19 protein-coding genes and 1 tRNA gene are annotated in these 25,643 nt (G+C 58.2%); 10 read left to right on the top strand and 10 right to left on the bottom strand.

All coding sequences use genetic code 11. The annotated features are described in order from the left end of the window. Nucleotides 1-88 precede the first annotated feature (88 nt). Nucleotides 89-1,957, bottom strand: coding sequence for a sulfatase-like hydrolase/transferase (locus Enr13x_RS18210; protein ID WP_145388385.1), 1,869 nt, complete (start codon nt 1,955-1,957; stop codon nt 89-91). Nucleotides 1,958-2,645: 688 nt separating this feature from the next. On the opposite strand from Enr13x_RS18210, the gene Enr13x_RS18205 reads away from it, so the two are divergent. Both Enr13x_RS18205 and Enr13x_RS18200 read left to right on the top strand, forming a co-directional pair. Then, complete coding sequence (locus tag Enr13x_RS18205; protein ID WP_145388384.1) at nt 2,646-5,165, top strand: PAS domain S-box protein; 2,520 nt, start codon at nt 2,646-2,648, stop codon at nt 5,163-5,165. Nucleotides 5,166-5,602: 437 nt separating this feature from the next. Next, on the top strand, nt 5,603-7,774 hold the full coding sequence (locus Enr13x_RS18200) for a sialate O-acetylesterase (protein ID WP_145388383.1): 2,172 nt from the start codon (nt 5,603-5,605) through the stop codon (nt 7,772-7,774). A 113-nt stretch (nt 7,775-7,887) separates the two neighbouring features. Here the strand turns inward: Enr13x_RS18200 and Enr13x_RS18195 are convergent, their stop codons facing one another. Further along, complete coding sequence (locus Enr13x_RS18195) at nt 7,888-8,805, bottom strand: hydroxypyruvate isomerase family protein (protein ID WP_145388382.1); 918 nt, start codon at nt 8,803-8,805, stop codon at nt 7,888-7,890. Further along, nucleotides 8,805-10,175: a Gfo/Idh/MocA family protein gene (locus Enr13x_RS18190; protein WP_145388381.1), complete on the bottom strand. Its 1,371-nt coding sequence runs from the start codon at nt 10,173-10,175 to the stop codon at nt 8,805-8,807. The genes Enr13x_RS18195 and Enr13x_RS18190 overlap by 1 nt, the downstream gene beginning before the upstream one ends. Before the next feature lie 297 nt (nt 10,176-10,472). Between Enr13x_RS18190 and Enr13x_RS18185 the strand changes: the two genes are divergently transcribed. Next, a complete protein-coding gene (locus Enr13x_RS18185; protein ID WP_145388380.1) occupies nt 10,473-10,724 on the top strand; it encodes a Rho-binding antiterminator in 252 nt (83 codons plus the stop codon). 115 nt (nt 10,725-10,839) lie between these two features. On the opposite strand, the gene Enr13x_RS18180 is transcribed toward Enr13x_RS18185, so the two are convergent. Together Enr13x_RS18180 and Enr13x_RS18175 are read right to left on the bottom strand one after the other, a co-directional pair. After that, a complete protein-coding gene (locus tag Enr13x_RS18180) occupies nt 10,840-11,856 on the bottom strand; it encodes an alcohol dehydrogenase catalytic domain-containing protein (RefSeq protein WP_197456127.1) in 1,017 nt (338 codons plus the stop codon). Nucleotides 11,857-12,049: 193 nt separating this feature from the next. Then, entirely contained in the window at nt 12,050-12,880 is an 831-nt protein-coding gene (locus tag Enr13x_RS18175; protein WP_145388378.1) for a DUF6923 family protein, read from the bottom strand. Nucleotides 12,881-13,123: 243 nt separating this feature from the next. On the opposite strand from Enr13x_RS18175, the gene Enr13x_RS18170 reads away from it, so the two are divergent. The 5 genes from Enr13x_RS18170 (at nt 13,124) to Enr13x_RS18150 (ending at nt 19,550) form a co-directional block, all read left to right on the top strand. Then, nucleotides 13,124-13,864, top strand: coding sequence for a DUF2314 domain-containing protein (locus Enr13x_RS18170; RefSeq protein WP_145388377.1), 741 nt, complete (start codon nt 13,124-13,126; stop codon nt 13,862-13,864). 164 nt (nt 13,865-14,028) lie between these two features. After that, entirely contained in the window at nt 14,029-14,937 is a 909-nt protein-coding gene (gene phnD / locus Enr13x_RS18165; protein WP_145388376.1) for a phosphate/phosphite/phosphonate ABC transporter substrate-binding protein, read from the top strand. Continuing rightward, nucleotides 14,934-16,889, top strand: a complete 1,956-nt coding sequence (locus Enr13x_RS18160) for an ATP-binding protein (RefSeq protein ID WP_145388375.1) — start codon at nt 14,934-14,936, stop codon at nt 16,887-16,889. Before phnD ends, Enr13x_RS18160 begins: the two co-directional genes overlap by 4 nt. Nucleotides 16,890-17,024: 135 nt before the next feature. Then, nucleotides 17,025-18,566: a hybrid sensor histidine kinase/response regulator gene (locus Enr13x_RS18155; protein WP_145388374.1), complete on the top strand. Its 1,542-nt coding sequence runs from the start codon at nt 17,025-17,027 to the stop codon at nt 18,564-18,566. Nucleotides 18,567-18,734: 168 nt separating this feature from the next. Next, on the top strand, nt 18,735-19,550 hold the full coding sequence (locus Enr13x_RS18150; protein WP_145388373.1) for a 3-keto-disaccharide hydrolase: 816 nt from the start codon (nt 18,735-18,737) through the stop codon (nt 19,548-19,550). Nucleotides 19,551-19,825: 275 nt separating this feature from the next. Here the strand turns inward: Enr13x_RS18150 and Enr13x_RS18145 are convergent, their stop codons facing one another. Beyond that, nucleotides 19,826-21,112 (bottom strand): zinc ribbon domain-containing protein, encoded by a 1,287-nt coding sequence (locus Enr13x_RS18145; protein WP_145388372.1) that lies wholly within the window; start codon nt 21,110-21,112, stop codon nt 19,826-19,828. Beyond that, complete coding sequence (locus tag Enr13x_RS18140) at nt 21,099-21,671, bottom strand: hypothetical protein (protein WP_145388371.1); 573 nt, start codon at nt 21,669-21,671, stop codon at nt 21,099-21,101. Before Enr13x_RS18140 ends, Enr13x_RS18145 begins: the two co-directional genes overlap by 14 nt. A gap of 679 nt (nt 21,672-22,350) precedes the next feature. Here Enr13x_RS18140 and Enr13x_RS18135 point away from each other — a divergent pair. Further along, a tRNA-Arg gene (locus Enr13x_RS18135) sits at nt 22,351-22,424 on the top strand. A gap of 157 nt (nt 22,425-22,581) precedes the next feature. Beyond that, nucleotides 22,582-23,751, top strand: coding sequence for a tyrosine-type recombinase/integrase (locus Enr13x_RS18130; RefSeq protein ID WP_197456126.1), 1,170 nt, complete (start codon nt 22,582-22,584; stop codon nt 23,749-23,751). Between the two features lie 67 nt (nt 23,752-23,818). Here Enr13x_RS18130 and Enr13x_RS18125 read toward each other — a convergent pair whose 3' ends face one another. The 3 genes from Enr13x_RS18125 to Enr13x_RS18115 all read right to left on the bottom strand — a co-directional run bounded on the left by Enr13x_RS18125 (nt 23,819) and on the right by Enr13x_RS18115 (nt 25,555). Then, a complete protein-coding gene (locus tag Enr13x_RS18125; protein WP_145388369.1) occupies nt 23,819-24,514 on the bottom strand; it encodes a DNA-methyltransferase in 696 nt (231 codons plus the stop codon). Between the two features lie 343 nt (nt 24,515-24,857). After that, complete coding sequence (locus Enr13x_RS18120) at nt 24,858-25,127, bottom strand: helix-turn-helix domain-containing protein (RefSeq protein WP_145388368.1); 270 nt, start codon at nt 25,125-25,127, stop codon at nt 24,858-24,860. Continuing rightward, on the bottom strand, nt 25,127-25,555 hold the full coding sequence (locus Enr13x_RS18115; protein ID WP_145388367.1) for a hypothetical protein: 429 nt from the start codon (nt 25,553-25,555) through the stop codon (nt 25,127-25,129). Before Enr13x_RS18115 ends, Enr13x_RS18120 begins: the two co-directional genes overlap by 1 nt. Nucleotides 25,556-25,643: the final 88 nt, after the last annotated feature.

The raw sequence follows: 25,643 nt of genomic DNA, 5'->3' as shown, positions 1-25,643 counted from the left end.
TGCTTTGCAGCAAACTCAATCGGCCTCAGATTACGTTGCACCGTGGTTTTCGGGTAGGTCGGGATGCCAAAGCGGACATTCCGCGGCTTTACTTCGCCCGCTTCTTCTTTTTGGGCTTCTCGGCAACGCCCATGTACTCCTTCATCCGGCCGACGTAGCCGCCGTGATCGAAATTGCACTGTTTCATCGACTCCGCATAGGGCTCGATGTCGTCTCCGATCCAATCGATGATGTTGAACACTTTCAACGAGGCATAGGAACTTTGTTGCAACAACTGGTTCCAGCATCGTTGCGCGGCCGCTCGATCGCCTGCCCGATACAGGATCCAGGCCGCCATCGCACGCACGTGGTGTGATTCATCCTGGAGTGCCTTGCGGACGAGGTTCATGTCCAACGGGGTCGATTCTTGTAGATTGAAACAACCCACGATGGCCCAGTAACGCACGCCGGAGTCTTTCGCGGCCAAGTCCTCGTACAGTCGATCGATGTTCTTGGGATCTTGTGCCAAGGCCCGCGCGGAGGCCTGTTGCAATGCGGGCAGATCGTACAGTGAGGGGGTTCGCACCATGTCAAAGATCGTTTTGCCGCTCACTTCGCTACGCCGAACCACTTCGCTTTCGGGCAACAAGCCGCTGTCAAAGTGGTCGAGTTGCCAACGGTCGAGCGCCCCACTCAATCGTTTGACGTCGGCAGCGTAGCGGGGATCGTCGATCAAGTTGTTGACGTTGTCCGGATCAACCGAGGTGTCATAAAGCTCTTCCATCGGTTTGGTGCCGAAGAATCGGCCGGTCACGGCATCGGTCTTGCCGGCCTGGTGATGTTGCTCCCACGCCTGAGTCGCCCGCATGATCCACAGGTAATTGAGGTGTTGTCCCCACGGTGCGTAGGGCATGTAGTTTCGGATGTACAAGAACCGTCGGTCGCGAATCGCGCGGACGTTGTCACAGCGTTCGTCCATCCGGGTCCGAAAACTGACGTGGTAATCGCGCGACTCCTTGTTCGGCCCCAAGAACACCTTGCCTTGCAAGTAGTCGGGTTTCGCCGCACCGCACAGGTCCAGCCAGGTCTTGGTCATGTCGACGAAACTGACCAGATCGTCGACCTTGGCGCCCGGTTCGGCGGGACGCAGGTGTTTGAATTTTTCGGGGATGCGAATGATCAGCGGACAGTGCGTGCCGCTGTTGAACAGGAAACGTTTGCTGCGGGCAATCACTCCGCCATGGTCCGAGTTGTGGATCACGATGGTGTTCTCTGCCAACCCGGCCTGTTCCAATTGCCGTAGTGCATGACCGATGTCGGCGTCCATCTTTTTCATCTGGTCATGGTAATGGGCGTAATTTTTGCGAATGTCGGGAATGTCTGGATGGTACTTCGCCAGCCGAACGTCATCGGGATCGTGTTCGGTTTGGTTGACATCGCCGAACGCCTTGGACTCATGAGACTTGGTGCTGTTGATGACCATGAAAAACGGTTGCTGCTGCTTGAGCTGGTCCCAATCCGCTTTGTTGGTGTCCCAGGCACTCTTGTCGTCGCGTCCGCCGATGTTGTAGTCCGTCTTCTTTTCGTTGCCGACGAAATAGCCCGCATCCTTCAGCAGGTCGGGGTAGTACCGGATCCGGTCGTGTGGAATCGGATAACGACTCCGCATCGGATGCGTCCCCATGGAAATCGCGTGGACACCGGTGATCCAGGTGCTGCGTGAGGGGGCGCAAACGGGGGCATTGGCATAGCAATGCATGTACTGAAACCCCTCGGCCGCCAGGGCATCGATGTTGGGAGTGTCAGCGTGTGGGTTGCCGTAACACCCGACCCAGTTGACGTTATTGTCTTCACAAGTCAGCCAAAGGATGTTGGGACGCTCGGCTGCCGGCGCGGTTCCGCCGACGAACAGGCCGACGAACAGTCCGACGAAGGTGGCGACGACCAAACCTAGATTCAAGAGAACGCGATGAAGCATGGATGGACCGCTGGAGGGGATGGGGCGGGGGGAAACAATCGGGCCGTTCTTTCGGCGGCCTCCAGTGAATGAACGCATGATTCTAATCCGTCCGCTTCGCCTCGGGGTGCTGCGACACGGCGAGATGGAACCGATTGAAACCGAAAGTTGCGGGACAGCGCACTCCGGATGCAGGTGCGTCAGCAGTACGGCGGGCTCGCGTCGGTCTCGATTCTGTTTCTTTGGGCACGAATTCGACGAAACAACGCCCGTCTTTGACCCGTGTGAACGCCTTTGCCTGCCTCTTGCTTCGTCGGCCGTTTGCCCAAAGGTCTTCGTCGCGTAGCGGCCCAAAATGCTATAGGATACTCGACTTCCTGGCACCGCGGCGCCTGCTCGGAACGCCGCCGGTGGGAACACCCTGCGCAGCCCCACCCATGCAGGTAACGCTGTGAAGCATTTTTCCCAGGTGTTTCTTGAGGTTTTAGCGGAAGGGCGCGAGCCCTCCGGTTCTTCCTCTCTGCCAAAACACCGGAGGGATCGCGCCCTGCCGCTAAAAAATGCTTCACAGCGTAGCCATGCAGGAACGAACCGCTTCGGCAAAAAAAACTGTAAACTGATTCCTGCGACGTTCGCGCGAGTCGGCGCGAGTCAGGCGGTACGTCAGGATCGGAACACGACCGGATCACGAAACGACGGGAGACGGGAGATGCCCAGAGTCGATGAGACTCGCGCTGAACTGCTGGCACAACTCGCGGAGATACAGGCGAAACTCGAGGCTTTGGGCGACCTCGAACCGCCCGAGTGCGAGCAGGATCCGCCGCGGGGGAACACGGATTCCGCGGAATCTTATTTCATCGCGTCGCGCCATTGGCAACATGCCGGCGTCCACCAGGGTGCCGACTGGCGCCGGCATGCCGATGTGGCCTTGATCGAATGGGACGCAGACATTGCCATCCGCCGGTGGACCCCGCAGGCGGAACAGATCTTCGGTTGGAAAGCCGACGAGGTTCTGGGCAAGCGCTGGGACGAATTCCCATTGGTGCATGAACAAGATATCGCCCTGGTTCAACAGGTCGGTCGAGAATTGCTGGCAGGAAACGTCGACTTCAACAGTTGCTTCCACCGAAATTACCGAAAGGACGGAACCGTTCTCAACTGCGAGTGGTTCAACGCCGTCCGTCGCGACGATGAGGGGCGGATCACCGCTGTGATTTCGCTGCCCCACGACGTGACCGAGCGGGTGCGTGTCGAAAGTCACATGCTGCACATTCAAAACGCAATGCGGATGATCACGGTCGGCACCGCGCGTTCGACCGGTCTGGCATTTTTTGAATCGCTCGTCCGATACATCTCCGAATCCCTTGGCTTTCGCTACGTGTTCGTCGCACGCATTGACAAAGACTCGCCACTACGGGCGCGGACCATCGCCTTTTGGGCCGACGGACAACTCGAAGACGATTTCGAATTCGACCTCGCCGGAACGCCGGCAGCGAACGTGGTCAACCATTCCATGGAATTCTGTGCCGAACACCTTCAACAACGCTATCCAAATGACATCACGTTGGCGCGGTTTCAAGCGGAAAGCTACCTCGGCACACCGCTGGTCAGTTCCACGGGAGAGGTCCTGGGCATTCTGGCGGTCTTGGACGACAAGCCGATGGAGGACCGCGCGGACATTCGTGAGATGATCGCATTGTTTGGCGATCGAACGGCGATCGAGATCGAACGTTCCATCGCCGAAGCGGCACAGCACGCCAGCAGAATGCGGTTGCGTATCCTGACCGAACAGATGCCGACGGTCTTATGGACCACCGATCTCCAGCTTCGCTTCACGCACTCCACCGGCGCGGGGCTGAAGAGCATGAACCAGAAGCCCAATCAAGTTGTCGGCCACACACTGTTCGAATATTTCCAGACCGACGATGAGAGCTTTGGGCCCATCGCGATCCATTTTGAGGCACTCCAAGGCGTCTCCGGCTCTTCTGAAATCGAGTGGTCCGGCCGCGTGTTTCAGGTTTACGTGGAACCGTTGCGTGATCCCTGTGGCACCATCATCGGCACGATCGGGCTGGCACAGGACATCAGTGAAATCAAACGCGTCGAACGATCGCTGGTCCAGAGCGAAGAACGATTTCGCCGGATGATTCAACACGCGCCCGAAGCCGTCGTGTTACTGGATACCCAAACCGGACGCTTTGTGATGGTGAATCAGGCGGCGGAAAAACTCTACAAGTACTCCGCCGAGCAGCTTCTCCAAATGGGACCGCTTGATATCAGCCCCGAAATCCAGCCCGATGGTCAGCCCTCTGCGGACAAGAGCCGCGAAGTGATCTCCAGAGCTTGCGCCGGTGAAACGCCGATTTTCGAATGGACACACCGCGATGCCGAAGGATTGGAGGTCCCGTGCGAAATCCGTCTCCTGTCACTCGAAGAAAACGGGCGGACGATCATTCGTGGCAGCGTCACCGATGTGACGGATAAGAAACGGGCCGAAGAATCACTCAAGAGGCTGGAGTCCGATTTAGCACACGTCGCACGCGTTTCGACCATGGGCGAAATGGTTGGCGGTCTGGCACACGAGTTGAATCAACCGCTGTACGCGATTCAAAACTTCGGCAAAGCCTGCGGCAATCTCCTCGCCGCCGAGGGAGACGTCGATCGCGATCGGCTGCATCAATGGCTCGACCGAATCACCTCCACCGCACAATACGCCGGTGAAATCTTGTTGCGATTGCGAAGGTTCGTGTCGCGTGAACCGATCCACAAGACGACGTGTGATCTGGATGAAATCATCAAGACGGCGCTGATGCTGACCAAACACGATGCGCAAGTCGCCGGCATCCGCGTCGAGTACACACCGGCCCCGCAACTGCCGGCGGTCAAAGCCGATTCGGTCCAAATTCAACAAATCCTCGTCAACCTGGTTCGAAATGCCATTGACGCAGTCTTGGAACAATCGCACGGTGACCCGATGGTTCGAGTTTCCGCTGAATCACAAGCGGACAGGGTGGCCGTGACCGTGGCCGATAACGGCCCCGGCCTGCCGGACGGTATCCCGTTTTTCGAAGCATTTTGTTCCACTAAAACCAATGCCCTCGGCTTAGGGCTGGCCATCGGCACCACCATCGCCAAGGCACACGGGGGGATCCTTCAAGCGAAGAACGGGCCCGAGCACGGCGCCGTCTTTTCTTTCACGCTCGACACCGCCGAGCAGCAGAGCGAGTAGAATCTGCGACTCCCATCTGGCACCGGTACAAGGGTTGGTGTGCAAACCGTCCAGCTTTAGGCGACCGCTTTTCGAGTACGACGACCCTTCCGGGCCGTCGTCCGTAGGACTTTCGCCGACGACCTCGAAAGGACCTCGTACAACGATCCGCGGACCGCATGACACTCCATCGACCAGATCGTTGGTCGTTGTCGCGTTCCGCGTCTCACTTAAGCTAGGCACGGAAATTAAGTGGGATAGGCTTCTAGCCTGTCGACGCCGGAATGACAGGCTGGAAGCCTATCCCACTCGCAGGATCCGACACTTATTTTCCGTTCGATCCTAAGCTGCGCGGTCCCGAAAGGCGAAACACTGACGGTTGCTGGAAATGCGGAACAGAAATCAGGTACGATTGGCACCTTAGGTTTAACGTTGACAAAGCAGCAAAGGAGAATCGCATGAGACTATCGGCCGTGTTGAAAATGATCGGTTTAGCGTTGATCGGAGTGTTGTCGTGCTCACCGTTGAGGGCCGACGTGCGCTTGCCGGGCTTCATCGGCGACCACATGGTGCTTCAGCAACAAACGCCGATCCGCCTGTGGGGCTGGGCCGACGTCGGAGAATCCGTGACAGTCACCTTGGCCGGACAGCAAGCCACCGCGACGGCAGACGAAGACGGACGGTGGCGGGTGGAATTGCCCGCCATGAACGCGAACGACCAACCCCAGACGCTTTCTGTCAAGGGAAACAACACGGTCGAGGTGAAGGATCTTCTGATCGGCGAAGTGTGGCTGTGCTCGGGACAATCCAACATGGAATGGTCGGTGGCGGCAAGCGCCAATGCCAAAGCCGAAATCGCGGCGGCGACGTATCCGATGATTCGCCACATCAAGATCCCCCGCAAACCATCGACCACGCCGCTGGATGATGTCAGCGCCCCGTGGCAAGTTTGTTCGCCGGAGACCGTCGGAGCCTTCACCGCCTGTGGGTACTTCATGGCGCGTCGGCTGCACCAAGACCTAGGGGTGCCGATCGGATTGGTCAATTCGTCTTGGGGCGGCACGCGTGTCGAACCCTGGACGCCGCCGGTCGGGTTTCGTCAAGTCGACGCGTTGAGCGACATCTACCAGTCGGTTGTCCAAAAAACGCCGGGATCAGAATCATACCGCGCGACGCTGGAGAACCATGTCAAGGCGACCGAAGCATGGACCACCGCAGCCGCCGAAGCCCTGAATGCGGGAACCGCCGTCCAGCCAAGTCCCGCGTTCCCGGCCGGACTGGTGCCGTTCCAAAGTCACCAAGACCCGACGATGCTCTACAACGGTATGATCCACGCGTTGGTCGGTTTCCCGATCCGCGGTGCGATCTGGTATCAGGGTGAATCCAACCACGCCGAAGGCATGCTGTATTTCGAAAAGAAAAAGGCGTTGATCGGCGGCTGGCGAACGTTGTGGGGTCAAGGTGATTTCCCGTTCTACTATGTCCAAATCGCTCCCTTTCAATACGGCAATGAAGACCCCACGATTCTGCCGCGATTCTGGGAGGCGCAAGCGGCCGTCGAGCAACTTCCCAACACCGGCATGGTCGTCATCAATGACATCGCCACGCTCGGCAACATTCACCCGCCGAACAAACAAGACGTCGGCGACCGATTGGCGCTGCTGGCCTTGAAAAACGATTACGGAAAAGAGGACCTTGTCGCCAGCAGTCCCGAAATGGATTCACTGGAAATCCTGGGCGACCGACTGAAGATCACGTTCCGCCATACCGGCGGCGGGTTGAAAACGCGTGATGGGCAACCACCAAGCCATTTCGAGGTGATCGGCGTCGGTTCCGGCGGTTACCAGCCGGCCGTCGCGACCCTCGACGGAGACGCCGTGATCCTTTCGTCTGACGACGTCGAAAAACCGGTCGCGTTCCGATTCGCCTGGGACAAATTGGCCGAACCCAATCTGACCGGGGGCACCGGATTGCCGGTCGGTGCGTTCCGCGGCGGGGAAGAACCCGATTTCGTCAGCACGCTGGCGATCGATCGCGAGTATCAGCTCGTTTATGACCTCGATTTGAACAAGCTGAAGGAACGGATTGAATACGACGTGGACGACAGCGACAACGTCTCCGGTTTCGATCGAATCGGCTACCTGCTGGAACTCGGCTCGGGGGCCGGTAGTGATCAGGCCGTGTTCGTCACGATGAAGGCGTTTACCGACGATGCAAAGAAGATTGGTATCCCGACGGCTTCTTCGGGGGCCCAGTTTCAACAACCCGTCGAAGCGATGGACGTGTTTTCGTCGGTCGAATCCGTGACCGAAGGCCGTTCGATCGCCACCGGCAATCTGGAATTTTGGCCCAGCAACTACGGCCCGGCCAACAAAGCCGGCGTTAAAAACGCATCGAACACCCAGTATGACTTCGGCGACGAACCGTCGTCCCCGACGGCGGGTTACGGATCGATGCAGGTGCACAACTTTGGTGAACGGCAAACCGTGTTTGCCATCAACCACTGGAGTGCCGCCGCGGGCGCCGATCTGGGCATCGGCAACAGCCCCGGCCAGCATCGCGATTGGACCTTCACCGCCAACGCCTACACCACCAAGCGCCTGCGAGTCTACGTCCGACCGACAAAATAGCTCACCAAGTGGCGTAAGCTTCCAGCTTGCGATCCAAAAGTGGCGTAAGCTTCCAGCTTGCGATTCCAGCCAAGGTTCTGGCTTGCGCCAGGGGGGAAACGCAAGCTGGAAGCTTACGCCACTGGTTCTGGATCCACGTCTCGGTAGGCCTGGATCACCGCGGCTTCGCCTTCGACGCCCTTGCCGGCGTTCTTGTGTTCCATCCCCATGATGCCGGCATAGCCGCGCTCATGGAGATGCGCAAACACGTTGCGGTAATTGATCTCACCCGTGCCCGGTTCGCGTCGTCCCGGGTTATCGCCGCATTGAAAATAGGCGATCTGGTCCCAACAGCGATCGATGTTCGGAATCAAATTGCCTTCGGTGATCTGTTGGTGATAAATGTCGTACAGAATCTTACACGAATCACGGGCCACCGCTTTGCAGATCAAATAGGCTTGCGGTGATTCGTGCAACAACACGCCTGGATGGTTTGTCTTTCGATTCAGGGGTTCCAGCACCATCACCAAGCCATGTGGTTCGACCACGTCGCAGCAGCGCTTCAACAGATCGATGCAATTGGCCATCTGGTAGTCGCGCGGCAGTTTGGGGTCGACCAATCCGGGAACGACGGTCAAGTACGTTGCATTGATGCGTCTTGCCACATCGACGATCCCCCGCATCGTGGTCAAAACCTCGTCGCGGGCGGCTTGGTTGTCGCCGGCAAAATTTACCGTTTTCCAGACGCCCTTGAGGGCCGAGATGACGCCCATCTTCATCTCTAACCGTTCCATTTCTTTTGCGATCGCTGCCTGCTGCTCGACCGGACGATCCTTCATCGGATTGTCTTCCCAGGAACGGAATCCCTGGTCGGCCGCAAAGCGAAGCTGGTCCAGCAAATCATCACCGGCCGAATTGGCAAACATGCCAAAATGCGGCGCGTAGTTGAGCGTGAACGGCCGCAATCGCTCTGCGGCAGCGGCCTGTTGTCCGTGCAGGGTCGCCGCGAGCGTGGCGGCGACGGTCGCTTTCATAAATTTTCGTCGATCCATCACAGCACCTTCGTTTCACCGGGTTTCGCAATCGCATAAGAACCGTCGTCCAGCGGTTGGATCGGCGCGGGCGCGTCCCAGGATTCCGCATCGGTCGTCAACACCTTTTCACTGGCCATCGCGTCGTCCCAGCCAACGGTCTTGCCGGAATAGGTCGCCAGTCGCCCCAGGATCGCCGTCATTGTGCTGCTGGCGCTATAGTCAACTTCGTGATGCGGCGTGTCTTCGACCACCGCTTTCATCAACGCGTTCCATTCGACTTGATACGGGCTTTGGTAATCCTTGCCACGCCTCCGCGGTGATTCCCAAATCGTTTTGTCTCCGCCGCTCAACGCGCAACGGGTCGTACTCAGTTCCGCAACGCCTTTGGTGCCGACGATCTGTTCGGCAACCAACTTGCTGCAGCCCGGGATTTGGCGACAGTAGCTGTGCAGAATCGTTCCATCGGCGTATTCGTAGTTGACGGCATGGTGGTCAAAGATGTTGCCGTACTTTTTATCGGTGCGAACCTGACGCCCTCCCATCCCTTCGGCCCGAACGGGGTGATCACCGAAGGCCCAGTTACAGACGTCCAGATTATGGATGTGCTGTTCGCAAATGTGATCGCCGCTCAACCAGTCAAAGAAGTACCAGTTGCGGACCTGGTATTGCAACTCGGTCATGTCTTCACGCGGCAGCGCGGTTTTGGCGGGAAAGCCGGTGTTCCAAAAACAGCGCATCGAAACGATGCGTCCGATTTCGCCACCGTGAATCCGCTTCATCGCTTCCAGGTAGATGTCTTGATGGTGCCGCTGTAAACCGACGCCGACCTTCAGATTCGCTTGCCGAGCTTTTTCGCCCGAGGCCAGAATCCGTCGCACGCCGTGGGCGTCGCTGGCCAGGGGCTTTTCCATGAACACGTGCTTGCCCGCATTGACCGCGGCTTCGAAATGCAGGGGCCGGTATCCGGGAGGCCCGGTCAAGATGACCAGATCGACGTCGGAATCGATGATCTTTCGGTAGGCATCCAAGCCGACGTACTGACGCTCCGGCGGGACATCGATGGCGTTGCCAAAACCGCTGCCCTGTTCGACATTCGACTTGCCGGCTTTCCCACGCATCAGCGAACTGTGGCTGATCCGCAAGCGGTCGGGGAAGGCGTCCGCCATCGCCCACAGCACCGCGTCGCGACCGGTGGACAGGGAGTGCGCCGCGGCACCGGTGCCGCGGCCCCCACAACCGATCAATCCGATCTTGATGCGATCCGATCCCGCGGCATACGCCCGGGATGCGAGCGCCGAGGGAACCACACCGGCCGCCAGTGTCGACGTGATCGCCCGCCGCCGCGTCAGGCCGGTGGATGAAGACTCTCTGCTGGGTTCATCATTCATTTCCCGAACCGCCTTTCTGTGGGGAAGAATTCGTCGTGGTCGTCCCAGCGTCACTCTCGGTCTGCTGTGGATCGGCTAGTGCTTTGTCAGCTTTCAATTTTCGAGCCTGCGTTTGTCGAGCGGAAAAGGGGTCAGGTACCAAAAACCAAATGGCCCGCAGGGTGCTTCGCATTTTTGGTACCTGACCCCTTTTCCGCGGTACCCTAAGAATAAAAGTTGACGAAGCACTAGTATATCCAATGGCAGTGGCCCCCGCATGATCTCGTGCGCCTGATCTCACACGCTCCGGTCGAAACGATGGACGAACCCTACACTCCGATCAGCTGTACCTTCTACGATCAACTCGAAATCTTGGCGATGCGCAAATCGCCGACCACGATCCGCTACCGAGACGCCGAAGAACACGAGCAACAGACCACGGCGGTGGTGGTCGATGTTTATTCCAAAGACAAACAGGAATGGGTGAAGCTCGACGACGGGACGATCATTCGCCTGGATCGCCTGATCAGCGCCGACGGCCATCCGTTGTCCGGTGAATGTCAGTCCTAGTGCTTTGTCGAGCATGAAAGTGGGATAGGCTTCCAGCCTGTCATCTCGTTTCACTCGTGAAACGCAAGCTGGAAGCTTACGCCACTCACGACGACACACACCGATTTCGTTGGCGTCAGCAGAACTCCAGAACCGCCTTCACGCATCCGTCTTTTCCGCCGGCAAACGTCTGATAGGCTTCTTCGGCATCTTCCACGCCGAACCGATGGGTAAAACACCACGACAGATCCATCGGCTCGTTCAACAGCAATTCCGGCAAGACATCCATGTAGCTCCGTGCGGGACAGCGTCCGGTGCGATAGGTCAGGTTTTTGTCATACGCTTGGGCGGGGCTGAAGGCGAACCCCGGCGTGCAATGACAACCGATCACCGACATGCGACCTCCGGGGCGAATCAACTGGTACGCCAACGCTTGGGCCTTGGGCAAACCGACAAACTCCATCACCCCATCGGCGCCGCGTCCATCGGTCGCCGAGTGGACCGCCGACACGACATCCTCGGCACTTTCAAACACGGTGGCGCCGAGTTGTTCGGCAATTCGCAAACGTGCGGCATTGGGATCGACCGCGAACAGGTTGCGCGCGCCCATCCGGCGTGCGGACTCGATCGCCAGCAACCCGACCGTTCCACATCCGACGATCGCAAAAACATCTTCCTGGACAGACTGCGGATCAATGGCCATCGAGGCACCGAAATACCCGGTACTCAAGTTGTCACCGAGCAACAACGCCGCCTCGCCATGCAACCCCTCGGGGACTTTCATCAGCGTGCCATCGGCCAGCGGCACGCGGACCCGTTCAGCCTGGCCGCCGTGCAGCCCGTCCGCGTTTTGCCGCCACCCGAACAGTTGCCCACTGGGGCATCGCGACGTCAAGCCACGCCGGCAATAGAAGCACGTTCCGCAATTCGTCGTGAACGGACTGCAAACACGGTCTCCGATCGCAATCTCCCGCACCGCTTCGCCCACTTCGACCACGCGGCCGACGAATTCGTGGCCCATCACCGTGCCGCGATCCAAGCCGACTTCGCGGCCGAAATACGGGTGCAGATCGCTGCCGCAAAGTCCCGCCAACTCAACTTCCACCACCGCATCGGTTGACGCATCGAGTTTCGCATCCGGAATGCTTTGCACGGAAACTTCTTGCACGGATTGGAAGCAGACGGCGCGCATCGAGGTGACTTTTATACTTGGGGAATCGTCAGAGAACTGTCGGCCGATTCACGCCGGGCTGTCGGTTTCGTCGATGTTTCGGAATGAACGCCATGATGATAGCCCGAACGCGTAAGCGAGGGGCGCTGCGTGGCCCCTCGCTAACGCGTGCGGGCTAAAACCGACAGCCCGCGCGCCGCCGACGTGACCGCACGACCGCCACGCAGCCTACCGCCAACAGCAGAATACCGGAAGAAGGCTCGGGGATCGCCGACGGGCGGAACGCGAGCCCTACATTAAAGGCATCAAATCCCAGGTCGCCGACGACTTCACCCACACCCGTTGACGTGTTCAGTCGAACGAGTGTGTCGTCGTTGGCGTTGATGCCGTAGAGTCGATTTTCGCCCGAGTGAAACGCCAATCCCGCGACACTGGTTAAACCGGTGCCGCCGATCGCGGTGGCAGCGCCCGTATTCCTGTCCACCGAGTAGAGCGTGTCCTGGACAACGTCGGTCATCAGAAGTTGTTGATTCTGGCTGTCAAATCCCAGCCCATGACCGCCGACCTCCACTCCGTAGCCGCCGACCAACGTGGCCGCTCCGGTGCCACGGTCAATGGTGAACAACGAATTGGTCGCGCCGCTTCCGCCGTAGAGCACTTGTGAATGGGGATCAAACGCCAATCCTGAAATTGCTTGGGAACCGGTATCGCCGACCAAGCTGGCCTGACCGGTCGATTGGTCTAGCCGAAAGAGTTGACTATTGTCACCGTTGCTGCTGGTCATCAACAGGTCGCCGCCGACCGAATCGTAGGCAAGCCCGATCAGGCTGGGCGTCAGCCCCAAGCTTCCGACGCGGGTCGCATTTCCAGTCGTCGTATTGATCGTCCACAGGCTGGACGAATTGCCATCAGCCAAAAACAGCACGGGCTCGGCATACAAGGCGATCGGTGAAAGAACACACAGAGCAACGACACAACTGATCCGACGCATAAAGTATTGATTCATCTCGATGGCTGTCCTGATCCAATAGCGGGCGCGTCCAGTAGCAGGAACGGCAAAGCTTCCCCCCCAAAACGATCTGATCAATCGATGAGGATGATGGTGTGCCTGGGTGCAGATTCCCCGCACCCCTTCGATCTCAGCTTTGCCACTCTAATCCCGATTCGTGCCGGTATCAACAATGTGACGGCACCCAAACGGGTACAATGCAGTACGCCCGACGATCACCAGGGATGACGGAAACCCAGCATGACTCATTCCAATCCAGTCACCTATCACCTCGGCGACGACCCACAGATGCTCCGTGCGTCGAAGGCCGCACGGGAATCGTTTCGTCATTTTTTCAATTGTGTCAGCCAGGACTTCAACCGCATCGTCCCGGCATGCGAACTCTCGTGCGTGAAGGTACCGTTCTGCGATGACTTTTCGGATCCCGACTCGGACCTGGAGCACATGTGGGTGGAGCAGGTTGATTTTGATGGCATCAACGTCACCGGCGTGCTGCTCAACGCTCCGAACAAACTGCGTTCGGTCAGCGAGGGTGACGATGTCGAATTTCCGCTGCCCCAACTGGATGATTGGCTGTGCGTGATCGACGGCGTCGTCTACGGCGGTTTCACCGTGCAAGTGATCCGTTCGCGGATGGACGCCGTTGAGCGTCCGCGTCATGACGAGGCCTGGGAATTGGATTTTCCGCCGCCGGAAACCGTCAACATCCCCGAAACCTGCGATGCTTTCGAAAACATGATCGCTTCGGTGCTCGCCCAACAGATCGCAGCCGACCCCGCCACCGTCGACGAAGTGTTTGACGGCGGCCGAACGCTGCTGCACATGGTATCACTGTTCGGTCGAGGCCCGTCGGTAAAAGTACTGCTGGAAAACAACGCCAACGTCCATGCAACCTGCGATCGCGGTTGGACGGCGCTGGATTACGCCCGATCGCTCGACTGGACAGAAGTGATGCAGCTATTACAACAAGCCGCCAGATGAACCCTGTCGCGATGTGTTCAGCGAACGAGTGCTGGTTCCCCGCGTCACCCTCCCGGCGGGGAGCGGGGCGAGCGAAACGAGGCCGAGCGGGTCGAGCAGGTTGACACCTCAATCGCCGAATCCACCACGAAATCCACGATGACCCGAAGGATCGCAGGACATTGATGTCGAAGGCAAATTGGTGCAAACACTCCGGGCATGCATGCCGCTTGGCCGCGATCCTGGCCGTCGTCGCCATCGGGTTGATCGGGTGCGCGACTCCGGCACCGACTGGGTCGACGCTCCGAGTGCTTCGCTTCGGCGTGCTGCCCGATGAGAGTCGCAGCATGCTGGAAGAGCGGTACTTGCCGTTGGTGGCCTACCTGGAACACAGCACCGGTCTGTCGTGCCAGTTGGTGCTGCATGGATCCTACGAAGAATTGCAGGCCGCCTTCGAACAGGGAGAGGTGGAAGTGGCATGGCTGGGCGGTTACACCTTTGTCAAACTGAACCGTTCGCATCACGCCGTCCCCTTGGTTTCGCGCGACTGTGACTTGCGTTTTACCAGCTACTACCTGACCGGGACGGAGGAAACGGCGACGGAGTTGGAGGAGTTTCGCGGCCGACGATTTGCTTTCGGCTCGCGTCTGTCCACCTCGGGGCATCTGATGCCCCGATATTTCATGCGGGAATCGGGCATCGATCCGGAAACGTTTTTTGAATCGGTCGTCTATACCGGAGCCCATGACGCAACGGCCAACGCGGTTCGAGACGGCGACGTCGATCTGGGGGTGGCGAACGGGCCCATCATTGAATCCATGTTCGCTTCCAACCGGATCGGCCGAGACGAAATCCGCGTCATGCAAGAAACGCCGCCCTATGTGGATTACGTCTGGGCGTGTCAATCCAGGCTTCCGGCGGCGCTGCGAACGCAGCTCCGCGACGCCTTCCTGGACTTGTCCGAGGCCGATCCCGAACACGCCGACATCTTGAATCACCTGCTGGCCAAGTACTTCGTCCCCGTCCACTCCGACGATTTTGATGCGTTGCGGAGCATTGTTGACGAGATCGACCGGTCCGGAGAATCCCGATGAAACTGGTTCACGCTTCACCCCGAGCGTCATCGCGGTCGATTTTTTCCTACATCGTCCTGCTGGTCGTGATCACGATTCTCGTCAGCTGGGCGATCGCCGGTGCCTTGATCCAACGGCGGATTGAGGTCAATCGTCTGAGCCGAAAATCCAACAGCTATCACTCGACCACGCGGATGTCGCTGTCGAGAATTCAGTCGGAATTGAGCCTGATTCGGCAGCATCGCTACCGCGCCTTGCTCGATCCTTCCGACGCCACGCTGGCCGACGAAGCGCGACGGGAAACGGGGCGGTCGGCGTACATGATCAACCAACGTCTGCGTCGGGTCCAGCGTATCCAACGCCAGTTCGACGAGCCGGAATTCGAAGCCAGCACCCGACGTCTCGCCGATGCCGTTGCCGCGCTGAACCAAGCCGTCCAGCGGGCTCCGACGTCACCGCTTTCGCAAACGGACGCCTTGGACAGGATCGGAGTTCGCTGGATTCAACTCGATCGACTCCACGCCCACGCCTTTCGCGACGACGCTCGCGTGATGCAGAGCCTGGAGGATTCGCGGATGTTCCTGGCATCGGTGTTCAGCCTTTCCGGGCTCGGACTTGCGGCGATCGTCGCCGTGCTGGTGGTCGCCAAACGCGCCGTCACCCGTCGCGATGAAATGGAACGAAAACTGGCCCAGCGGGCGATGCAAGCCGAATTGCTCTATCGGGCCGTGATGATGTCCGAGGACACCCAGTCGTACCCCGACGCCTTAGAGAAATGCGTCAAAATTGTTTGCCAAATGACCGATTGGAGCGTCGGACATGCGTATTGGCCGTCCCCGTCTGAGCCGTCACGACTGGTGTCGGCGGACATTTGGCACTTCCCCGATCCGGAACGCTTGGAAAGTTTTCGTCAGGCAGTCGAAAACACGTTCTTTGTCACAGGAGATTGCCTGCCCGGTCGGATCTGGGAAACCGGCCAACCGGCTTGGATCGAAAATATCCAACAGGATCCGAACTTCATCCGAAAAACATTGTGTGAATCCCATGGGCTCCGCAGTGCCCTCGGTTTTCCGCTGGTGATCGACGGCCAGGTCGTGGCGGTTCTGGAATTTTTTAGTGAACGTACGATCCAAGCCGACGAAGTGATGCTGTTGATGGCCCGCAGTGTCGGCGAACAAGTCGGACGCGTTTTAGAACGTATCCAAGTCAAAGAACTGCAGCGCCGCCATCACGAACGTGTCGAAGCGGAACTCAATGAAGCCAAAAAAGAATTGGTCGTCAAAACCCGGTTGGCAGCGATCGGTCAAGTTTCCGCGCAGGTCGCACACGAAATTCGAAACCCCTTGGGAGCCATCAGCAATGCCATCTATTACCTCAAACGCAGCCCCCGAATTGACCAACAGAAAAAAACGCAGTATCTGGATCTGATGAATCACGAGATCGCGACTTGCAACGAATTCATCAACGAATTGCTGGATATCACCCGTCGCAGAAAGCTCGATCGCCAACCGACCCGACTTGCCGACCTGATGGAGAGGGTACTTTCCAGATCGCAGATGCCACAGAATATTGATCTTCAGCTACATTGTATTCCGGACACCTTCGAGTGTTTCGTCGACGAAGACCAATTCGTTCAGGTGCTCCAAAACCTGCTCAATAATTCGCTGGATTCATTGCAGGAGACAGGCGGACAGATTCGGATCACTGCACGGCGGGGCGACGGTCGCGACGTCATCATCGTTCGCGATTCCGGTCCCGGCATTCCGATGCCAGACCGTGGCTCGGTGTTCGACGTGTTGTTCACCACAAAATCCACCGGAACCGGATTAGGGCTTGCCATTTGCAAACAAATCGTCGAACAACACGGCGGCACGATCCGCGTCGCCGACGGCGAATCGGAGGGGACGGAGTTCCAAATCTGCCTCCCCTGCGTGCCGACAACTTCAAACTCAATCCCCTCCCCGACGCACTGAACCAAAGATGCTCCCGTGCCCCAAACAGCCCGTCATGATTACCGATGACGTCCCCGCACGACGCGATGTTTTTGGAAGTGTGTTAACGTGGCAAAGATCCCGCCGTCCAATTGTGATGGAGTCTAGGAAAAGATCGTGAGCAAAGTGGTTACCGCACAATCGAATTTGCTGATCGTCGACGACGAACCCAACCAGCTGTTGACGCTGCGCGACATCTTCGAAAGCGAAGGGTTTCAAGTGATCACGTGCAGCTCCTGCGAAGAAGCACGCCAGCAATGTGACAATCACGCCTTCGCCGTCGCAATCCTTGATTTGCAACTGCACGGACAAGACGGGATCGACCTGTTTCGTCAGATGCAGCAGCTTCAACCCGCGATGCGCGTCATCATCCACACCGGATACGGGTCGTTCCACTCCGCCAAGGACGCCGTCAATTTGGGGGCCTTTGCCTACGTCGAAAAATCGTTTGACCCCGCCGAACTGATTCTCTGGGTGCACCGCGCGGTCAAGGATCTGCTCTCCGAGACGCTCTCGCGCACCGAACAAAAGTTTCGCGAGCTTCTCGATGACGTCAAAGCGATCGTCTGGGAATGTCGCCTGCCCCATCATCGCTTTACCTTCGTCAGCCAACAGGCCGAAACGATCTTGGGATACCCCGTCCGACGCTGGATCGAAGAACCGACGTTTTGGGACGAGCGGATTGTTGCCGAAGACCGAGCACGCTATGAAACGTTTTGCGGCGCCTGCGCCTCAGGGGCCGAGGCCGCCCGCGACGGTGAACTGGAACTGCGAGTCGTCGCGTCCGACGGCAGCATCGTCTGGCTGCACATCGTCACACATCTGGTCCTGGACGCCGGCGGCAATCCCCTGATGCTCCGCGGGGCGATGTTTGATGTGACCCACCAGAAAGTTTCCGAGCAGCAAATTCGGGACATGGAAATCCAGCTCGAACACGTCTCTCGACTGACCACCCTGGGGGAAATGGTCGCCGGCATCGCCCACGAAATCAATCAGCCGCTCGCCGCGATCGCCAATTTTGCCGTGGCGGCCAAAGTCGCGATCGCCAACGACAACTGCGAACACTCCGTGCCCGTCGAATCGTGGCTGGAAACCATCTGTGACCAAACCGAAAACTGCGGACAGATCATTCGCGGACTCCGCAGTTTTGCCAAGCGTGGCCATGCCGACCAACAATGGATCGACCTGAATCAAATCGTTCGCGATTCGGTCAACCTGATCGAGTGCAACCCGCACAACCAATTCGCCGAGTTCATTTGCACCCACCCCGACGCCCCACCGATGGTCTTCGGTAACCCCGTCCAGTTGCGACAAGTTGTGGTCAACCTGCTGCAGAATGCTTGCGATGCGACCCGCCAGCGCGATCAGCCCACGATCGACATCAATGTCGCCGTCGGTGGCGAACACGCCCGTTTGTCGATCCGTGACAACGGCACCGGGATCTCGCCCGAACAACAGGCAAAAGTTTTTGACGCCTTCTACACCACCAAGCAGGAAGGCATCGGAATGGGGTTGGCGATCAGCAAATCGATCGTCGAAGCCCACGGAGGAAATTTGTCGTACGATTCCTCAGCCGCCGGATCCACGTTCTACATCACCCTGCCGCTGTCCACCGACAGCCCCCAAGCCGACGTCCCACAAGAACACTCGTTCTCATGAAACGGTCGCCGACAATCGCAACCGTTGACTCTATACTATCCAGACTCCGCCGGCCCAAGTCGGCCGGCGGAATCGGCGACACGTTGCGTCCCTATGGCGAAACCTGTCAACGAGTCGCGACATGACAGTCATCAATCGACCAACCTCTACCTTGACCGACACGACACGATGAAAACTCTCCCAATCTATCGATTTGCCCTCGCCATCGCTTGCCTCTGCGTGGTGTCCAGCGTGCACGGCGACGAACCGGCGACGGGCCAGGATGGCAAGTCCGAATGGATTCAACTGTTCAACGGCAAAAACCTTGACGGCTGGACCCCCAAGATTCGCCACCACGCCGTCGGCGAAAACTATGGCAACACCTTTCGCGTGGAAGACGGGCTGCTGAAGGTTCGATATGACGAATCGGCCTACCCCACCTTCGACGAACGCTTCGGCCATCTGTTTTACAACAAGCCGTTTTCGCACTACCGGTTGCGCGTCGTCTATCGTTTTGTCGGCGACCAGGTCAAGGGCGGTCCCGGCTGGGCGACCCGCAACAGCGGCCTGATGCTTCACGGCGAAGACCCCAAGATGATGACGATCGATCAAGACTTTCCGACTTCCATCGAAGTCCAACTGCTGGGAGGCAACGGCAAAGACGAACGGACGACCTTGAATCTCTGCACCCCCGGCACCAACGTGGTCATGAACGGAAAACTGTTCCTGCCCCACTGCACCTCGTCAAGCTCCAAAACCTATCACGGCGAACAATGGGTGACCGCCGAAGTCGAAGTCCGCGGCTCCAAGCTGGTCCGGCACCTCATCGATGGCGAGACGGTGCTCGAATACACCCAACCACAACTGGATGATCGAGACGCCCACGCAGCGATGCTGGCCGACAAACAAGGCGGCAACCTGCTCGACCAAGGCACGATTTCATTGCAAAGCGAAAGTCACCCCTGCGACTTCCGCTCGGTCGAACTGATGATCCTGGACGAATGACCCAGGCACCCCGTGGGAACTCGCCGATTTAGATTCTCTCCCTCTGGGAGAGACGGCGTTTGCGCAGCAAGCAAACGCCAGAGAGGGCCGGCGCTGCGAAAGACGTCGCAACGCACCGAAAACAAGTGGGAGAGGCTTCCAGCCTGTCGACTCCGGAATGACAGGCTGGAAGCCTATCCCACTTAAAAAGTCCGCCACTTCTTTTCCGTTCGGTTCTCATCCGCCGCCGAGCGATGCCTTCGGCGACGCGGAACGATTCGCAAACGATCAAACTCTCAGATCCGCACCGATTCGAAGAACGTCGCCTTCTCTCCCTCAAACGCTTCCCTCTTCGCCGTCTCCTCTTCGCTCGGTTCAGGCGGTCGGCCTTCCTCCAAATCCTCTTCGGTCCACTCCACCCGCGGCATGCCGCAACCGATCAAGATGACTTGATCACCGACCAGGTAATACTCGACCGTCATGTCGGTCAGCGTCATCCCACCGCTGCTGCTGCCCTTGGCCCCGGTGTGTCCATCGCGCTCCACGCTCGCGCCCCCATACACATCCGACATGATCATCCGGCCGGCACGCAACGACAATTGCATCTGACTGGGGTTCAAAAATTCGTAGGTATCAATCCCGACAAAAAACGTCGCGCCGGTGGCCGAACTCTCGAAAACCTGGGCCTCGATCGATGTCGGAGGCCTTTCGACGGACTTGCCTTCCGGGACCACGAAGGAGACACCGCTGACCGAGCCGGCTTGGAAACCCGCGGGAACCTGGACCGCTCCCGACGAACTCGCCCCGCTCGACCTGGCCTGCTTCGATCCCTTTGACTGGACCGCCATCACGACCAGGCCGATCACCAGTCCCAAGACGACGACCGCCCCCGAACCGATCCCGATCCACAACAGCTTTTTGTTGATCGGCCGTTTGGGGCCAGCCCCCGACGAACCGGCCGATGGTTTCGTGGCCGACGGAGCGGCCGCAGGCGCCGCAGCAGCGAGTGGCCCAGCGAGTGGTCCCGTGGCTGCCGGAAACGCGTTCCCACCGGCTGCGGGAACACCGGCTGCGGGAAACCCGCCGGCCGCCGGTGCAGCCGCGGGCAGATCCAGGTTGCCGAAATCAAATCCGCCCGACGATGATCCACCCGCCGCCGGGGCTTCGGCGAACGGGTCGGCTGCAAACGGGTCCGCCCCCGCTGTCGCGGCGTCGGCCGTGTCAAAGCCTCCGCTGGGCAGGTTTTCAAAAGGATTGTCGTCGGCAAACGGAGACTCAGCCGGAGCCGGAGTGGTGACCTTTTTCGCGGCCGGCTTCCGCTTCGCCGCCGCTTGGGCGGCAGGTTGCTGGCGGGCAGATTTCTGGCGTGCCGGCTGCTGGCGTGCAGGTTGCTCACGTGCCGGCTGCTTGCGAGCCGGCTGTTTGGCAGTGGGCGTTGCCGCTTGTTCGGACGGCTTCGGCGCCGGTTCTTTCCCGGGCACCTTCAGCACCGTCTGGCACTTGGGGCATTTGACTTTCACGGCGACCGCCTGCTGTTCCAGCTTCATCAGCGTCGCGCACTTGGGGCACTTAATCGTGAGCATGTTGTTTCTCGAGTCGGTCCAGTTGCTCCTGGGCGTATTTCTGCGCCTCTTCCAGCTTTTTCGGGTCGATCAGGTTCTGGACCTTCACTTCGCAAAACCATTCCGACCCGTTGTTCTTGACCTTGACGGTGATGTCGTAGGGCGCGTCGGGGCAGTAGGCCGCCGCGATGTGCGTGTCGTCGTTGGCCAGCGCGTGGCGAAACCCGCGCAGGATCGCGTCGTCGGCGACGTTGTGCCAAGGGTTGGAGGACTCATCGGCGAGTGCCGTTTCCAGGGCCATGCACAAGTCCACTTCGTCGAACGTTTCCGTCGGCGGCTTGATTTGCAGCTGAGCGCTCTTCTTCAGATAGTTCGCCAACCGCCATTCGGCCTTGAACGGTTTGCCGTCCCAGGTGTGGTCGATGTTGTAGATCGCACCGTGGTTGGCGTGCTCTTCGAACAGCAACTCGTTGGCCTCGCGAAACGAGAGCATGCCGTCCAGCGGCGGCGCTTCCGGCAGGCAGCCGCCGGAGCCGGCCAGGACAGTCATCGCGGTCGCCGCCGCCAGCGACCGCTTCACCGCACCCGGTCTCCTACTGCCAAAGCGTCTCGTGCCAGGCCCCGATCTCTGCCGGTGGTGGAATTGCATTGCGTCACCCGATTCCGAATCATTCACAAAAAAAGTGAAGCCGCCATCGAGAGATGATACCCCAACCGGATGCCGCCGTGTTCAAAATGCCATCACCCCGCCTCCTACCCAGCGATTCCTCCCGTGCACCTCCCTGCACGTTATGGTGAAGCCTCCCACCCCCGATCGGCGAACGGGCCCCCGGCGCCGGAGACCGTCCAGCTTAAGGCGATCGCATTTCTGATGTACGATGGCCCTTCCGGGCCATCGCCCGTGGGGCTCTGCGCGACGACCTAAAAAGGACGTCGTACACCCCTCCGCCGACCACCTCTGACCCATTCGGACAGATCATTCAGATTTGTCGCGTTTCGTGCTAGTCTTAAGCTGGACGGTCTCGCCGGCCCAGACCCCGCGTGTCTGCGAGCGGACCGGGGCAAAATCGAAGCCCCAAAAAATCGGGCTGGAGAACCGGAGCTGAACGTCCGAAAAGAAGCATCTGGCCGGGCGCCACGCCCTCCGGGCGCAAGATTCCGAAGCCGCCCGATGAACCTGCCGCGGGCCAAGAAAGTCTAGACAGAGTCGGCCTTGCAAAACATTTTTGGTTCGTTAAACTTCCCCCTCTCAAGCCACCGCACCCCTAGCTCAACTGGATAGAGCATCGGTCTACGGAACCGAAGGTTAGAGGTTCGAATCCTCTGGGGTGTACTCGACTTACGACGATTACAATCTCTCGTGGTACAGAATTCGGTACAGAATTCTGTCGGTTGAATCAGGCTTCATGCGGTCGCACCCGCCTGAAGCTGCTGTCGCCTTTCGGCTCGCTCTTGGGTTTTTCACAACTTTTGAGCTGGAGGGTTTTCTCATGGCACGTCGCCCCAAACCGTGGTACTGGAAGTCACGAAAGGCCTGGTACGTCACCATCGACGGCACCAGACACAAAATTGGCTCGACCAAGACCGAAGCGGACAAGAATTTCAAGCTGCTGATGCAGCAGCCCAAAAAGAAGCGAGTCGCGATCCACAGGCCGCTGGCCGAGATTATCGACTCCTTTCTCGAGTGGAATTCCAAACACCGATCTGAAGCCACCTACGAGTGGTACCGATACCGGCTTCAGCGGTTCATTGATTGCTACCCCGATCTCTCCCTTGAAGAGCTTCGTCCGTACCACGTGCAGCAGTGGGTAGATAGCTACCCTGACTTTAAATGCACAACGCAACGGAACTACGTTCGTTCCATAAAGCGGTGCACAAAGTGGGCGATGAAACAGGGCTACACCGATTCAGACCCGCTGGTGCACTTAGATGTCCCTGGCAGCGACCGAAAAGAGCTCGTCCTGACAGACGAGCAGTATCAGATGCTACTGGACAACTGTACGACGGAGTCGTTTCGCGATTTGCTTGTTGTCACTCGTGAAACCGGTTGTCGTCCGCAAGAGTCGCTTCGATTGGAAGCCCGCCACGTTGATCTAGAGTATTCACGATGGGTGTTCCCCAAAGAGGAGTCAAAGGGGAAGAAGACGCAACGTGTGGTCTACCTCACCGAAAAAGCTCTGGAGATCACCAAGCGGCTGATCTTGACTTATCCGGAGGGCAAGCTGTTTCGCAATTCACGAGGCGACGCCTGGACATCAGACTCTGCCAATTGCGCGATCGACCGCATCCGCGTTCGGCACGGGAAAGCAGAGATGAAACGAGAGGGAATTTCGATTCCAGAAAAGGAGATCAAATTGTTTATCCCATCGCTCAAACCCACCAAGACGGTAAAGGGTTTGGTCAGGGAGAAGACGAACGCCGAACTTCGCTGCGAAGCCAAGCAGAAGCTTACCCTGCGTTACATCAGCAAGAACTACCCGAGATTCTCGCTGTACTGCTTGCGGCACACATTCGCTACTGCGGCGTTAAAGAAAATCGATTCGATGACGGTTTCGATCCTTCTTGGCCACAAAGACCCGAGCATGCTCGGACGTGTCTACCAGCACCTTGGCCAGAACCCTGCTCACCTCGCTGAGCAGCTGAGGCGTGCAGTAGGGTAGGTCATCATGCAATTTACGCCCTGGAGGTTACGTTGACCTCCAGGGCGTCCTGCCTTGCCTGCTTAGCTTAGAATAGCACGCCCTGCCGCAGGCGATTGGCTGCGGCCTCGCAGTAGCGTTCGTCGAGTTCAATCCCAATAGCCCGACAACCGACGTCTTTTGCCGCACGCAACGTAGTACCACTCCCCATAAATGGGTCCAAGATCAAATCGCCAGGTTGCGTGAATTCGGCAGCAAGCTGTTTGATCAATCGAAGAGGCTTCTGGGTTCGGTGGACCACGTTCGACTCCCGAAGTGAGCTCCAAACGGCCCGGTGGCCTCCGCCATTCCACACCATCCTCCCGCCTTGCCGGTGGAGGATTGCAATTGCTTCCCAACCCATCGCTGGGCGGTCGCCGCTGATCTGAGGAGTTCCGTTCGGCTTGTCCCAGATTCCAAATCGAACAAATCGAAGACCAGACGGCGGCGTTGACTCCAAAAGCAGCATATGCCGCCAGTCGACGAAAGAAATTAGCCAGCTTCTAAGTCTCACCGCACAAAGCTCGAACACCGATGCTACCTCTGCTCCGGTCATCGATGCGAACTTGATAAATGGTCGCTGCCGATCACCTTCGCGATTCGTTCTTGCTCCATCGTGTGTCCGCCCTGAATACGGCGGGTCAGTTAGAACTAGGTCAAACTGCTCGACATCGAGACGAGGAATCACATCTCGGCAATCGCCGTGATAGATCCGGATCCCATCCTCACTGTAGTACGGTTCCATCACTCACAGCCCTCCGTTCGCTTTCCGGAAGTTTCCGTCGTCGACCAACCACGGTGCGTCAGCCAGGGCGGGACCAGCTTTTCGCGTGATTCAGCCACCCTTGAACATCGAGGGCAATTGGCACTTTGCTGAATCGAAAAGAACTTCGCTTCGCAACAATCACAGACGAAGTACCAACGAAAATTTTCGTCTACTAATTCGATGTTGTTCATCTCAGTCATTCCAACCTGAATCCTCAATCGCTCCGCCCACAAACGATCACAATTGAAAAGAAACCCTGGAGGTCGCACCCTCCAGGGCTTCTGGCAAACCGAATTCGGCTCGCTCTTGGGTGTTGATGACATCAAACCTTGATGTGCTTCAGCGGCTTCCTGTTCCTTCGAGAAGCTCCGGGAAACACCGCGCGAACTTCAACCTGGGCCGCGCCTTCAAGAAAGGAGCTCAGTTGCTCACCGGAGATTCGAATCACACCGCGACCGCTTCCGACGCGATGACAGCCGAGTTTTCCTGAACTGACTAGCGTATAAACAGTCGCTACCGAGACTTGCAGATAGCTCGCGGCCTGCTTCACCGTATATAGATCAGACTTGCGGTCCTGTTCGTTGCTGTTCATCAGATTGACTCCGTGCTACTGGAAGTCGAATCTGTTCTTTGTCGAGTTTGAAATGCCTGCAAGACGCCACGAAACCGCAATGCTACTCCACTGAGGGAATAGCCCTGTTCGACGAGCTGCTTTTCGACCGCTTGGCGCAACTCTTGTTCGGCTTCAATTGTCATGCCACCCGCCACAAGGTCATTCACGATGCTCTTGACTTGTTCCTTGGTGGCACTTGGCTTTCCATTGCTTCTTCTCTTCTTTCCTTTTCCCGTCGGCGTTCCTTCCAATGCAGCCAAGGCAGCGTTGACCCGTTTCAGTCCATTTTCCTTTTCGCGTGCTGTCGTTTGCACCGCTTCGAGCTCTGAGCTAAGTCTTTGCTTTTCTTGCTTGAGACTTTTGACAACCTCAATCAATGAACCTTCGACAACTTCGGTTTGCGGCATCGTTCAACTCCTCGCGCTTCTCGACTTGGCCTATCTTCGATTTGCAAACAGGTATCAGCTACCTGAATGTTTCAATTGAAACATCCAA

It is taken from the genome of Stieleria neptunia, assembly GCF_007754155.1.
GTDB classification, from domain to species: Bacteria; Planctomycetota; Planctomycetia; order Pirellulales; family Pirellulaceae; genus Stieleria; species Stieleria neptunia.
Note: the sequence above shows the minus strand (reverse complement) of the source record. Positions and strands in the feature narration are given on the sequence as shown.

Coding starts and splice junctions, on each gene's coding strand:
- Enr13x_RS18185 (WP_145388380.1), top strand. CDS start 10,473: ATGGACGAACCCTACACTCCGATCAGCTGTACCTTCTACGATCAACTC.
- Enr13x_RS18200 (WP_145388383.1), top strand. CDS start 5,603: ATGAGACTATCGGCCGTGTTGAAAATGATCGGTTTAGCGTTGATCGGA.
- Enr13x_RS18190 (WP_145388381.1), bottom strand. CDS start 10,175: ATGAATGATGAACCCAGCAGAGAGTCTTCATCCACCGGCCTGACGCGG.
- phnD (WP_145388376.1), top strand. CDS start 14,029: ATGTCGAAGGCAAATTGGTGCAAACACTCCGGGCATGCATGCCGCTTG.
- Enr13x_RS18150 (WP_145388373.1), top strand. CDS start 18,735: ATGAAAACTCTCCCAATCTATCGATTTGCCCTCGCCATCGCTTGCCTC.
- Enr13x_RS18210 (WP_145388385.1), bottom strand. CDS start 1,957: ATGCTTCATCGCGTTCTCTTGAATCTAGGTTTGGTCGTCGCCACCTTC.
- Enr13x_RS18120 (WP_145388368.1), bottom strand. CDS start 25,127: ATGAACAGCAACGAACAGGACCGCAAGTCTGATCTATATACGGTGAAG.
- Enr13x_RS18175 (WP_145388378.1), bottom strand. CDS start 12,880: ATGAATCAATACTTTATGCGTCGGATCAGTTGTGTCGTTGCTCTGTGT.
- Enr13x_RS18205 (WP_145388384.1), top strand. CDS start 2,646: ATGCCCAGAGTCGATGAGACTCGCGCTGAACTGCTGGCACAACTCGCG.
- Enr13x_RS18160 (WP_145388375.1), top strand. CDS start 14,934: ATGAAACTGGTTCACGCTTCACCCCGAGCGTCATCGCGGTCGATTTTT.
- Enr13x_RS18195 (WP_145388382.1), bottom strand. CDS start 8,805: ATGGATCGACGAAAATTTATGAAAGCGACCGTCGCCGCCACGCTCGCG.
- Enr13x_RS18145 (WP_145388372.1), bottom strand. CDS start 21,112: ATGCTCACGATTAAGTGCCCCAAGTGCGCGACGCTGATGAAGCTGGAA.
- Enr13x_RS18130 (WP_197456126.1), top strand. CDS start 22,582: ATGGCACGTCGCCCCAAACCGTGGTACTGGAAGTCACGAAAGGCCTGG.
- Enr13x_RS18115 (WP_145388367.1), bottom strand. CDS start 25,555: ATGCCGCAAACCGAAGTTGTCGAAGGTTCATTGATTGAGGTTGTCAAA.
- Enr13x_RS18125 (WP_145388369.1), bottom strand. CDS start 24,514: ATGGAACCGTACTACAGTGAGGATGGGATCCGGATCTATCACGGCGAT.
- Enr13x_RS18170 (WP_145388377.1), top strand. CDS start 13,124: ATGACTCATTCCAATCCAGTCACCTATCACCTCGGCGACGACCCACAG.